Origin of the sequence: Exiguobacterium sp. OS-77, from assembly GCF_000414195.2 — a bacterium.
Classification (GTDB): domain Bacteria; phylum Bacillota; class Bacilli; order Exiguobacteriales; family Exiguobacteriaceae; genus Exiguobacterium_A; species Exiguobacterium_A indicum.
On record NZ_DF239008.1, the window covers coordinates 1,883,706 to 1,895,877 of the forward strand.

A 12,172-nucleotide genomic window follows, 5' to 3' on the forward strand; every position below is an offset into this window, starting at 1 on the left:
AATAATACGCGTTTATTTAAGCGTGTGTTGAGCGGTATTTATAAATACTCCAGATGCTGAAAACACTTAAAATCGTTCCAATGAACGAAAATAATGTTGTTGTCATCCCATTTGGAATCATGAAGCCAATTGGCATCAATCCGATAAATGTCAGAACAATAAAGGATTGATAGGCAACATTGATGATATTGATTAGTGGATGGTTAAAGAACGATAAAATGAGCGGTGGTAAGAACAATACGATGGTCATGATTAACGAAATACGAAAGGCTACCGGCTCCTCTAACGAAATGACGTGATCTCCTACTGTATTTTTTGATGCGATGAATAATAATGCCACTGCGGAGCACATTGTTAAAAACACGAGCAATACTTTTCTAAGCATAATTTGACCTCCTTTTTTCCATCATATCATTCTCTCCAAATAAAATGTTTATATTATACTTTAAATAACATCATTTAACAATTATTAAAAATTTTATATTTTTATTTTTTATCTTTTTACAAACTAAACAGCATTACTCTCTATACCACTCACAAAAAATCCCTTCTTAGACTAAAGTCCACGTAAGAAGGGATTTAATATGCAAAACGATACATTTCTCTTTTTTAGAGTGTTATGGATTTAACTGATCAACAAGAGTGTAGTTACCTGCTTCGACATAAGTCGTAAAACGATCCAGAATACTTTGCCATGAAGCACGTTGTGCATCCGGATCATTCACTTGATCGTCTTCAAAAATTTCAATCACTTTCGTTCGATGGCGCAACGGAATGAACATGACTTCGACAAGTCGTCCATCTTCTAATTGATAGCGTAAATGCTCTAAGGGTGAGACTTCCTGATACGTACCCAAATATTCGACATATGTCGGACTTCCTTCGCGTTGCATTCGACTTTTAAAATGTCCCTGTTCCATTAATTCGTTCTCGACATGTGTCGTATACCAGCCATTCGACGATCGATACCATTGCATCATATGTTGCGGTTCTGTCCACAGACGCCATACGGTCTCGATTGGAGCTGAAATCGTTGACGATATCATTAAAAAATTATCCAACATGTTCCCTCCACTTCAAAGTCTTCATTAAAGAAGTTAATCCTCTTAGATTTTTTCTAAGGATAACTTTCGATAGACTAGTCTAATTTCCCTACTTATTTATCGAAATAGTTTTAAAGAACTAAGAAAACAGGTCAGATGAAATGTTTATTCAGGAACTTTGTACCTTAGTCATAAAAGAAAGTAGAAATTCAAAATAAAAAACCGCTCAACAGAGCGGTTCGTGAGAAAAATCCCGATTTTCACATCAACTGTGCAATGAGATTTTTATAGGTGCTAGAAATGGCTTAAGCCTGCGGACGTTTTCGACGCAAACCATAGTATTGGTAGAACTGAACTTCGATGTTCCCGTTATAGAGCTTCCGGCGCTTCGTCGCTGGACGACCGTACGCTTTTTCGAACTCAACATACGACGTGATCATATAGACACTGTAGTATGGGAATTCTTTGTACGCCGTTCCAATCTTACGGTAGAGCTGATGGACTTCACGTGCGTCCTCCAAACGCTCCCCGTAAGGCGGGTTCCCGATGATGACACCGAAGTCTTCCTTTGGTTTGAAGTCTGCTGCGTCGCGTTGCATGACGTTGATCGCATCGCGGACGTCTGCGAGTTCTGCGTTCGTTTTCGCGAGCTTGACCATCTCTGGATCGACATCGCTTGCGTAGATCTTCAACGGTTTGTCCCACTCTGCTTTTTCGTTCGCTTCGTTGATCGCATCGAACCATGCCTTCTTCGGAATGCATTTCCATTCCTGTGAGACGAACTCGCGGTTGATCCCTGGTGCGATATTACGCCCGATCATCGCTGCTTCGATCGCCAGTGTACCTGAACCGGTGAAGACGTCGTAGAGCGGCATATCCGGCTTCCAGTTCGTCAGCATCAGCATCGCTGCTGCCATCGTTTCTTTGAGTGGGGCTGCTGAGTGGAATTCACGGTAGCCACGTTTGTGTAATGCGTCGCCTGACGTATCGATCGTTAATGTCGCGATATCTTTTAACAAAGCAACTTCAATCGGATAACTTGCGCCTGTCTTCGGCAACCATTCCGTTCCTTTGTTGTACTGTTCTTGCATGTGCGAGACGATTGCTTTCTCGGTGATCTTCTGACAGTCACGGATCGAGAACAGCTTCGACTTGACCGAACGACCGTTGACGATGAAGTTCGCATCCCACGGCATCAATTCGTGCCACGGCAGTGCCTTGACTTGATCGAACAATTTTTCGAATGTCGTCGCGCGGAACTCAGCAACGACGAGTTTGATGCGGTCCGCTGTCCGGAGCCACATGTTCAAACGGGGAATATCCTCCATCTCACAATCGATGTAGACCTTTCCGTCCTCGACCGTACATTCATATCCTAACGCACGGACTTCTTTTGCGACGAGCGCTTCAATTCCCATCGCCGCTGTCGCGATGACTAAGCGTTTTGCCATATTGCGTTCACTCCTTTATCGTTTCTTCCACTGGATCGTTTCATTGCAATAAAAAAAGAGCCCAGGGTGGACCTGGACTCTCGTTCAACTTAAAAATAACAGCCTATGTGGTCCTGTAAGCCATGTTCTGTTCCTTAGTGTTTCAAACGGTTTGACCCTCACACGCAGGCGACAATCATCTATCTCCGTATTTGCATACGCTCTCCTTCGCGTTCAGTTCCGCTCCGGAAATTCCCCTACCAAATTTGGGTTTCTCGCTCGTGGGGTTTACCTCGTTCCACCTTCATGGTTTCCCATGAAGCTCCGTCACTGTGGCACCTTCAAGAAGTTTCGGCCCTATCCGAAGACTTAGGCGTTCCTTCTGCCGTCAGCTTGACGCTGCCTACACTTATCTTTTTGTGTAGCACGATCACTACAGCCATCGCAGGCTGTGCGAGCATGGACTTTCCTCAAAGCACCGAAATGCCCCGCGATTGTCCGAACCAACATAGTCACTGCTTATGAGTGTAGCGTAGATGCCGCATTCCTGCAAGAGGCAATTCTCGTTTTATAATCGAAAAAGTTGCGTCCCTGCCTCATTTCACGGTATAGTACAAGAGTTCAGAAGGGGGCATGTAGCATGAAAAAACGACGCTCTGGTACGAACCGGCGAACGGTTCGCAAGTTGACATTCCTGATCGAGATCGATGAGATCAAGGCACTTCATCTGCGAAACGGCATCTTCGCCTTCTATCGTCAAGGAGAGCTCATCCACGCGTTCGAGCCGTTCAACGTCAAGGCGCCCGATGCACTCTCAAAACGTAGCTATCATTTCGATCAACACGATATCTTGCTTATGAATGAACGTTTCCCTGAGCAAATCCCGTTGTATGATGAAGCAATGACGTTACGCTCTTGGGCCGACCAGGTCGCTTATGGTTTATACCAATTGATCGATTCCAGTCGCTTGTCGTTCGTCCATGAGGATGACACAGGATACAAGATGGAAGCGATGATCACGTGGACTGGAGAGGCATTAACACCTCCGACGCCCGTCTATAAAAAAGGAAAAGACCCGAAGTAACCTTCAGGTCTCGTACGGCGCTTCCTACTCGGTGGGAGGCGCTTTTTTTATTTCACGGTCAGGAGTCGTTCGACCGTTCGCGTATGGCGTCCACCACTCGTCTTGAATACGAGTTTATAGGACCCTTTTTGTTTCAATTGAAACGTGAACTTGTGCGTCCCATTTTTTAATTTCGACTGGGTGAACGTTTTAATGACTTTCCCATCTTTATAAAGACGGGTCGTCGTTTTCGCATTCGAATATTCGTCAAAGTAAAACGCGAATAGTTGATTCGGTTTGACTGTTGAAGGGAGCGACACTTTAGAAATCGGCGCTGGAAGCGCCGCTAACATTCCGGCATTCAAGCGACCGACTCCGTAATGTGAACTTGTATCTCCTGTTTTTTTGGTCGCAGCAGCATACAGTTTACTGCGCATCGCTTCATTCGTGACGAATGGATTCTTTGATTTCGCAAGCGCCAATACCCCGCTGACGACCGGTGTTGCCATCGATGTCCCGTCTAAGTAACCATACTTATTCCCAACGATCGTTGAATAAATCCCTTCACCCGGTGCCATGATGTTAAGTCCTTTGCCGTAATTCGAGAACGTCGACGCTCGACCGAGTGTACCAACAGCCCCAACGGCGACGACTTGACTCATCGAACCTGGGAAGAGCACTTTATTGCGTCCATCATTCCCCGCTGCTCCAACGACAAGGATGTTCTTCGCTTCTGCTTTTTTGATTGCTTCTTCCATGTAGGGATCGAATTCATATTGTCCAAGCGACAGGTTGATGACGTCTGCTCCCTGCTCGATCGCATACAAAATACCGTCACCGATATCAATCGACGCAGCAAAGTCACCATCGAATACGTCGGCTCCGATCAATTTAACACCGGATGCGACACCAACGATCCCTTTCCCGTCTTCCCGTGCCCCGACGATCCCAGCGACATGCGTTCCGTGATCATCCGGTTTACGGATGCCCGAGATCGTCGTCGTTTTATAAATGACGTCCTTGAACTCGCGATGTTTCGTATCGATTGCGTCATCAATGATTGCAACGCGGATATCCGACTTACCACGGCTGTACTTCCAGTAAGTAGGGATCCGTGACTGATCGAGATACGTTTGCTGGAACTGAGCAGAATCCGTCGCTTTCTTGACGTCCGTGATCGGAATCAAGTCGGCATCGATATCCTCTTCTTCGAGATGTGCAAGTGGCTCGACGAGAGAGAATCCTTTTTGTTTCAAGGCACGAATCTCGCTCAGCCCCTGATTCGCCAACCAGTTTTGTTTTTGTTGTTCTGTAAAAGTTGGGTCGTATTGTACGTATTGAGACTGCGCAAAGGCAGACGTTGGCATGGCGACGATTGTCGCTAGCGTGAGTAGTGCAAGTTGCTTTTTCATGGGAACCCTGCCCTTCTCTGTTTACGCGCCGACCGAAGAATCGTCTGGACTAAAGCGGAACCGTACCGTCCGGTTCTTCGCTGACTTCAAAAGGAATGATTTTTCCGATCGTCACGTAAGCATAATAGCGTGCAAGGACCGCACGCCAACGCGTTGCATCGATGCCTGTCAGATCTTCACCTAACGGGGACCCGTCGAACGTCTCGAACTGTTGGCAAAAGAACGCTTCCTCTTCTTCATGCCACGTTACTTCTTCGCCGATGAACCCAGTCGAAAAGCGGACGAAGTCCGCAATCGAGGGTCCAATCACTTCTGCCGGCAAGCGTTCGCTCATCCGTCCGACCAGTTCATACCGGTCGCGTTGTGCTTGTTCCGCTTCTTCAATCGAATGACACAGCAGCACTTCACGATTTATTTCTACTAACACGACATAGTCACCACTCGGTAAATTGACGTGAATCATCCCTACACCCCTTGGATTGGATTCGTGCGGCTTCTAGGTGTCATTTTTTCTTCGATAATTTATAATGTCCATTTTCGATCAAATGTTAATTCAATCGGCTCGTTATCTTTCGACTTTAACATAACGACCCGTGTCGTTTCAATTTGATCGAGGAGATCCGCTTGACGAAGAGACTGAATTTCCTTCGACGAACCGGCTTCAATCCGATCTCTGTACGGGGCAAGCAACGCTTGTTGATTGCTCGCGAGCGCGTACCAGGCAAGTCGAGCGAACGGTTCATCTTTTGCTGTCTCGAGCGCGTAGCTCTCGAAGATATCTGGAAGATAACTGCTAAATTGATCAAGCGCGTCGATCCGTTCTGCAACGTCGAGAATCGTTAACCAACTCGGGAGCGACAGCAACGATTCACTTGACCACCAGTCGAGTAAATCGACATGTTCTTTAAGTAATTGCTGTGCTTCTGGTCGATCGATCATATGTTGTAGGGTCTGGATGAGTTCGTTCCAGGCAAGCGACCAGTATTCTTCCGATGGATTAGCTGAAAGGAAGAATTGACGATAGACCGTCAGCAATTCCGAAACGTCCGTTAATGGTTCGACTTCCAATCGCTGATTAAAACGGCTAACTGCTTTTGTAAAATAATTTGGTTCAAGCGTTAATGCCATATAGAGTAATTTTGGTGCGTTTTTAATTTCGCCTTGATCGACCGTCTCGAATAATTCTTGAATCCATTCTGGTTGTGGTTGTGTCATAATCCTTTTCCTCCGTTTAGTAAATTTGTTTACTATACCCGAAAAAAGATTAGTTAAATCCTTTCTTCCCTAAATCGCTCCAATTCGATTCGCCGTCTCTTCTGAGCAAAGGACGATCAATGTCCCGTTTTTCGGAATCGTTTCATCAAGTCGCCGATTCAAATCCAGCCGTTTCCCGTCGGACAGAATCGTCACCCCTTCTTCTAGCAAAGCATGAAACGCATCGCGGTATGTCGCCCACTCCGGTCGCGTCGGAATTGAGAACATCCCTTCACCGTCTTTCGTCAACAGATTCGTCACGACCTTCGTTACGCCAGGATGATGGGACGCGAGGATCGCCATCCGTGCAATCGTCTCGTCACCAAGCAATACCTCATCGACCTTGACCTGTTCAAAACTATCGAGGTGTTCTTCAAGCATCATCTCGACGATCGTGTAGATGTTCGGGTTCGCCCGTTCGATGCTTGAAGCGATCAACAGTGTTCGTCCGTCAGCATGGACCGGCGGAATCGAATGATCAGCGAGGACGATCGCGCGGACCGCCTTTTCGATGTGTGCTCGCTCAAGCGTCGACGCCAGCGCCGGATCACCACAGACGTAATGAAACCGGGGATGACTGAATGGCTCTCGCTCTAGGTCATCGACGAGGACGACATCCGTATGTTCGAGCAATGACTCGATGACGTGCTTCGAACGCCGACTGTATCCGAAGACGACCGTATGTCCTGTTTCCTTCACTTGTAACAACCCTCTTTCCTTTTGATTACGAATCAACTGGACACCGTCGACCAGTTTTGAGATCAATCCACCGACGATCCCGATCCCGAAGATGAACACGAAAATCGTCAGAATCCGACCAGTATCCGAGTTCGGGAAGAAGTCCCCGTATCCGACCGTGACGACGGTCGTCATCGTCCAGTAGACAGCGCGGAAGTAGGACCCGAACGTCTCCGGCTCAAGCGCATACATGATACCCGCGACACCGAAGACGAAGATCAACGATGCATATCCGAGCGTCCGCATCCGTAGAAACGAGACTTTTCGTAAAAAACGTAACCAGACCATGTTTTTTTCATTCCTTTCGAACAATCCGGTCTCTTCCCCTGTCAATAAGGGCGAAGGAGGTGATACACATGACACAAGCAGAAGAAATCAAGACGAGTCTCGTCATCGTCTTCGAGCGAAAGGACAAGGTGACAGCGAACGGTGATGCCGTCGTCGCTCGCCGCCGCTACAACGGCTTACGTTCAAATCTTCCAGCAGACGTCGTCGCTTCGATCGGGCAATCGATCGGCAGCTTACTCGATGGACGCTACGCGCTGACGGAAATCAGCCGCGACTACGCTTTACTGAAGGCATGACCCATCCTCTACATTTCATGAAAGGAGTGACCATTGATGGAACATACGATCGTCCTGACGTTCGATACGGTGACGAAAAAACCGTATCGCTTACGGATCGCTGGTGCGAAGGAGAATGCGACCGTGGCTGAGATTAAAGCAATCGGTGACTTGTTCGTCGCCCATGATCCGTTCATGAACGGTGTCACACGTCTCGCGTCCGCCGAATTGCAAAACAGTTCGGAATCGGCATTCGTCTTGTAAGCTTTTTCAGTCCATCGTCACGGGATTACGTGACGATGGCTTTTTTTTGGTATACTAGAAACATCAACCAGCTGAAAGGAAGTCAATTTATGGCCAAACGCCCACTCACTCCTCGCGAATGCGAACTCGTCGTCTGTAGTCTCTACGTAATGGAACTCATCCCGTTCGAAGGCATCATGGAACGTCTCGAATCCATTACGCTCCGAGACATCATCGGCCCCGTCGCACGTGGTGAATCGACGCGGGAGCAAGCTGCTGACGCGCTTGACCAATACATCAAGGTCCGACGTCGCCGGTTCCGCAACGTCCCACCGGAACATCTGTGGTCGCTTGACGACCGGATTGAACAAGAGGCACTGCGGATGATCCGCAAGCGTTCGCCGCTCTCGGCAGGAGAAAAGCTCCAGCCGAAAGCCATTCCTCATGAAATGGGGGATACGGTCGAGATGAAAGTGACCGAAATTCAGGATCGCAACAACAAAGTGACCTTAATCGGAAAAGTCGGTAACGTCACGGCGAAACTCCCGGTCGCGAACCGTCAAGCCTATAAAGGCAACAAGACGATCTCCGCCTGGATCACGGGTGTCGAAAAGAAACCTGCCTTACTTCATTTGTCGACATCCGATTACGGCAAACACCAGCCGTCAGAAGACGTCAAGGCAGCGTATGCGACTGCCGTCGCCGCTTTACGTCGCTATTTCGAGACGAACGAGCTCCCGACGACCGAAGAAGTCGACCTTGCAAAATCACTGTTCCAACGGATGATCCGTCGCGATCAGAACGATTGGTTCACGGTTTACGTCGCGATGGGTCGCCCGCAACTCGATCACGTCCGGCGCTGGGTCAAGGTCATCCAGATGCTCGCCCGCTCCCTGCGTGGTGACGAAGAAGCGACACAACAACTCGCTTCGCAAGAAGATCGCTTCTTCAAGGATGCCTTATTGCGTGCCTGTAAAGCGGCAGAGAAAAACTTCACGTCTTAATGCTTTCGCCTTAACACGTATCGATTCCTAGTCAAAACGAAAAAATAACGCTTCGCACCGGACAACTTTTCCGGTGTGAAGCGTTTTTGTATTCGTTGATCATTGAACTGAAAAATCGTAGATATTCGTTCCTTTTTTGCGATTCGCATCCTTGATTTTTCCCTGATATATCAATTGCTCATGCTTCAAATCAATCACGGACACTTGGAAGCCAGCGTTCGTCTCGGATGAGAGATAAAGCTCCATCTCGTCCGTCAAATCCAACCAATCAATCTTTTTCAAAACAAGCGGACTACTTACACTATGCTCGGATAATCGTTTTGTTTCCAAGTCGAACGTCGACCATTCGATGCGTTTCGTCTCTCCTTCTGGCAGACGGAGTCCAATCAGGTAACGACCATTTGCATAAGGCGTATAACCGATTTGTTGCTGATCTAACTCCTCGATGGACCGAACGCTTTTCCCATCATCAAGGAAATAAGAATGTTTCGTGTTCTCTTCGTCGCCATCAAATGGTTGTTCCGTGTAGACGATCTCATTTTGATGAATTGCTAAAAATTGACGCGCGTTTTTAGGCGCTACTGGTTTTTGAAGAACGATTTCTTCGACTCGGTCGCCTGTTAAATCGAGCACAAGAAGTTTCGTTTTCGTGGGCTGATCGATCCGATCAAGTTGGATGTAAACTTTCATCGCCTGCTTATCGATGACACTGGCTTGTAAGTCAATCCCTGTCTCAAGTTTTGTATCATACTGAAATGTTTTCTCAAACATCTCCTCCGTCTTGAACGTAAACATCTTAAATCGTAATTTATTGTGTTTAATCTGAATCGCATACTCCGATTGTTCATCTCCACTTACATTTGTTTCCATTTTTGTCGTGAATGCATAATATTTGTCTGGTAAATCCGTCATTTTATCTTCACGGAATAGTTGTCCGACGTAAGAGTTTGACTGTTTTTCGATGTCACCCTTTGCGTTGACATCATAAATCGTCGAGCGCATCCCTTTCGTCTGAAGACGTAAATTAAAATTTTCGATTTGCGAAGACTTTCCACTGACGGTCTCAAGCGACAAGTCCGCCCCTTGGATCGATAGTGTATAACCGATGTAGCTTCCGATTGTCATGAGAATGATCAATCCATAGATCAAAAGTTGACGATATCGTTTCATGAGAGTTCTCCTTTAGACGGATAGGCGCGTCTGGACTAACCGCAGATTTTTGTACGACACATATAACGTCAAGAGCACGACGTACCCGAGATAAAATTGCATGTGCAGTTGACTCAAATCGTTCGAAATAGCTGACAACGTCACACCTATCACGATCCACCCGGCAATCAGCGCAATCCCGGTTAATCCGACGAGGAAGAACGCTTTGCTCTTTCGGAACGATCGCTCAAGTAAAACTGTCATGAAAACGAACGAGATGACGATGAATGTCATCAGTAAGATGAATAAAATATCACTCGGATACATTGTGTAGAACAACTTCATGTAGAAGGAGTATTCGTTGATGCTAGCTGTGACTTGTTGAGCATCTGGTAATAACCATAAGTAGAGAGTGCGACTAAGCAACAACAAGACCCACTGGATGCCGATCAGACTAGCGACGACAAGTAAGAGTGTCGTCATCTTCGATGCAACAATCGCCCGGCGTGATCCAGGAAGCAATAGTAGCCGGTAGATGTACTTCGTCTCGCCCATCCAGTCGCGGTACCAAATCCAGAACGCGAACAGGACAATCATCCCCATCGCTAATACAATGATCGAATCGTAAAAATTCGTTGCTTGCGCAAATAACAGCGGACCACCACCTTGCTCGATGGCGTCGAGTTCTGATATCTGTTCGATCCGCATCGTTGCCTCAACCGAGTGCTGATAATCGTAAATCTGATAGAGCAGTGACGCAATTTCTGCGACAATCAATCCTGAAATCAACAAAACCAGTAATTTCGTACTTCGTTTCAGTTCTTCATTCGTTAATAACAACCAACGTTTCATCCTTGATAAACCTCCCGCATCCGGTCCTGGACCGATTGATGATGACGGCCGCGCAGCTCATCCGTCTCTTTGACTTCAACGATCTTTCCGTCCCGTAAGAATAATACTCGGTCAATCACCTGCTCGACCTCAGCGATTTCGTGTGTCGTCATCAGGATGCTTCGTCCTTCCATGAACTCACTTGAGAAAATCCAGGCAATCTGTTCCTTCATGAAGAGATCGATTCCCGCGAGCGGTTCGTCGAGTAATATGTACGGTCGATCAAGCGCGAATCCTAAGACGAGATTGAACTTCGCCTTGTTCCCTTTTGATAAGTTCGCCATTTTATCCGTCGTAAACAGCTGGAACGTCTCTAGTAACCGTTCCGCTGTCTCTTGATTCCAATCCGGATAATGATCCGTCATATACGTGAGCGCTTGTCCAATCGTCATATAGCTCGGCATCGTCTGAAGATCAGGCACGAATGCGATTTTATCACGCGACGTTTTACCGTCGACCGTCACCGTCCCGGCATCCACCGGAATCAAACCGAGAATTGCTTTTAGGATCGTTGACTTCCCTTCCCCGTTCAAGCCGATCAGACATGTCACTTCGTTTAGACCGACAGAGAACGTCACGTCACGTAAGACGTGCTTTTTTCGTCCGTATCGCTTTTGTAGCCCTTTCACTTCAAGCACTAGACTTCCCTCCTTGATTACGACCATTGTATTAAGACAATAGTACATCTGTTAACTGTATGGTACATGCCATACAGTCTAGCGTCAACCTGTTTTTTCCTGCTATCATCCAGAAAATGAAAAAGAGCCGGACAATCATGTCCGACTCTGCGAGTATTTCGATTTCGTTTTTGCTATTTAATTTATGAAAGAAGAGACGTTTTGTTCACTCGAAAACGCTTTCTAGTAAAACGGTTCGATATGAACAAAAAAGAGAGGACGCCCTGATGGACGCCCCCTCTGAACACGTGACTGGTACTTCAATAAATATCAATCGTTGACTCCAGTGCCCGGCATGTCCGACGCACGGTCGGTAAGAAGTCGGTCCGTTTTGCGACACCGCCTTCAATCTGGACATGCTGAATGCCTTTCGTCCGCTGCATCGCTGTTAAGACGGTGACCAGCTCGATAAACCAATTCGAGATCAGTTCGACGACCTGTTCGTCAAAAGCGGCAGCGCCATACACATCATACCCGTTCTCGCAGAGATGGTTCGGGAAGCGGGCTTTGAACCGATGAATCAAAGTGTCCGTCGTCGGAATTAAAAATTCGTCATAGACAACACGCTGCTCGGCATCAAGCGTTTGTTCTGTCACACCATCCATCATCAAATGTGGCTGATTGCCGATATTCAATGCCCAACTCGTCTTCTTTCGCTCGCCAGTGGAAGTGATCGTTCGCATGGTTTCATCCATCTCCTTTTGA

At 47.1% G+C, this 12,172-nt stretch carries 15 protein-coding genes and 1 other RNA gene; 4 read left to right on the forward strand and 12 right to left on the reverse strand.

Annotation, left to right across the window (positions count from 1 at the left end):
• Window positions 1-16: 16 nt before the first annotated feature.
• From EXG77_RS16550 to rnpB, 4 genes are all read right to left on the reverse strand, one after another.
• Window positions 17-250: a hypothetical protein gene (locus tag EXG77_RS16550; RefSeq protein ID WP_238987940.1), complete on the reverse strand. Its 234-nt coding sequence runs from the start codon at window positions 248-250 to the stop codon at window positions 17-19.
• 367 nt (window positions 251-617) lie between these two features.
• On the reverse strand, window positions 618-1,064 hold the full coding sequence (locus EXG77_RS09745) for an SRPBCC domain-containing protein (RefSeq protein WP_023467987.1): 447 nt from the start codon (window positions 1,062-1,064) through the stop codon (window positions 618-620).
• A gap of 284 nt (window positions 1,065-1,348) precedes the next feature.
• Window positions 1,349-2,494 (reverse strand): class I SAM-dependent RNA methyltransferase, encoded by a 1,146-nt coding sequence (locus EXG77_RS09750; protein ID WP_029341397.1) that lies wholly within the window; start codon window positions 2,492-2,494, stop codon window positions 1,349-1,351.
• A gap of 111 nt (window positions 2,495-2,605) precedes the next feature.
• Window positions 2,606-2,979: RNase P RNA component class B (gene rnpB / locus EXG77_RS09755), an RNA gene on the reverse strand.
• Between the two features lie 134 nt (window positions 2,980-3,113).
• On the opposite strand from rnpB, the gene EXG77_RS09760 reads away from it, so the two are divergent.
• Window positions 3,114-3,557 (forward strand): hypothetical protein, encoded by a 444-nt coding sequence (locus tag EXG77_RS09760; protein WP_029341396.1) that lies wholly within the window; start codon window positions 3,114-3,116, stop codon window positions 3,555-3,557.
• A 47-nt stretch (window positions 3,558-3,604) separates the two neighbouring features.
• Here the strand turns inward: EXG77_RS09760 and EXG77_RS09765 are convergent, their stop codons facing one another.
• From EXG77_RS09765 to EXG77_RS09780, 4 genes are all read right to left on the reverse strand, one after another.
• A complete protein-coding gene (locus EXG77_RS09765; RefSeq protein WP_035397930.1) occupies window positions 3,605-4,948 on the reverse strand; it encodes a S8 family peptidase in 1,344 nt (447 codons plus the stop codon).
• A 49-nt stretch (window positions 4,949-4,997) separates the two neighbouring features.
• Window positions 4,998-5,411, reverse strand: a complete 414-nt coding sequence (locus EXG77_RS09770; protein WP_023467922.1) for a hypothetical protein — start codon at window positions 5,409-5,411, stop codon at window positions 4,998-5,000.
• Window positions 5,412-5,470: 59 nt separating this feature from the next.
• Window positions 5,471-6,163, reverse strand: a complete 693-nt coding sequence (locus EXG77_RS09775; RefSeq protein WP_023467921.1) for a hypothetical protein — start codon at window positions 6,161-6,163, stop codon at window positions 5,471-5,473.
• Window positions 6,164-6,232: 69 nt separating this feature from the next.
• On the reverse strand, window positions 6,233-7,228 hold the full coding sequence (locus EXG77_RS09780) for a TrkA family potassium uptake protein (protein WP_238987941.1): 996 nt from the start codon (window positions 7,226-7,228) through the stop codon (window positions 6,233-6,235).
• Window positions 7,229-7,296: 68 nt separating this feature from the next.
• Between EXG77_RS09780 and EXG77_RS09785 the strand changes: the two genes are divergently transcribed.
• From EXG77_RS09785 to EXG77_RS09795, 3 genes are all read left to right on the forward strand, one after another.
• A complete protein-coding gene (locus tag EXG77_RS09785; protein WP_023467919.1) occupies window positions 7,297-7,524 on the forward strand; it encodes a hypothetical protein in 228 nt (75 codons plus the stop codon).
• Window positions 7,525-7,560: 36 nt separating this feature from the next.
• Entirely contained in the window at window positions 7,561-7,767 is a 207-nt protein-coding gene (locus EXG77_RS09790; RefSeq protein ID WP_029341392.1) for a DUF2922 family protein, read from the forward strand.
• A gap of 89 nt (window positions 7,768-7,856) precedes the next feature.
• Window positions 7,857-8,750 carry a hypothetical protein gene (locus EXG77_RS09795; protein ID WP_023467917.1) on the forward strand — a complete coding sequence of 298 codons (894 nt, stop codon included), beginning with the start codon at window positions 7,857-7,859 and terminating at the stop codon, window positions 8,748-8,750.
• A 99-nt stretch (window positions 8,751-8,849) separates the two neighbouring features.
• On the opposite strand, the gene EXG77_RS09800 is transcribed toward EXG77_RS09795, so the two are convergent.
• The 4 genes from EXG77_RS09800 to EXG77_RS09815 all read right to left on the reverse strand — a co-directional run bounded on the left by EXG77_RS09800 (window position 8,850) and on the right by EXG77_RS09815 (window position 12,150).
• Complete coding sequence (locus EXG77_RS09800; protein ID WP_035397937.1) at window positions 8,850-9,920, reverse strand: hypothetical protein; 1,071 nt, start codon at window positions 9,918-9,920, stop codon at window positions 8,850-8,852.
• 12 nt (window positions 9,921-9,932) lie between these two features.
• Window positions 9,933-10,751, reverse strand: a complete 819-nt coding sequence (locus EXG77_RS09805; RefSeq protein WP_023467915.1) for a hypothetical protein — start codon at window positions 10,749-10,751, stop codon at window positions 9,933-9,935.
• Window positions 10,748-11,428 (reverse strand): ABC transporter ATP-binding protein, encoded by a 681-nt coding sequence (locus EXG77_RS09810; RefSeq protein WP_035397939.1) that lies wholly within the window; start codon window positions 11,426-11,428, stop codon window positions 10,748-10,750. The genes EXG77_RS09805 and EXG77_RS09810 overlap by 4 nt, the downstream gene beginning before the upstream one ends.
• 299 nt (window positions 11,429-11,727) lie before the next feature.
• On the reverse strand, window positions 11,728-12,150 hold the full coding sequence (locus EXG77_RS09815; protein WP_023467913.1) for a hypothetical protein: 423 nt from the start codon (window positions 12,148-12,150) through the stop codon (window positions 11,728-11,730).
• Between the last annotated feature and the right edge of the window lie 22 nt (window positions 12,151-12,172).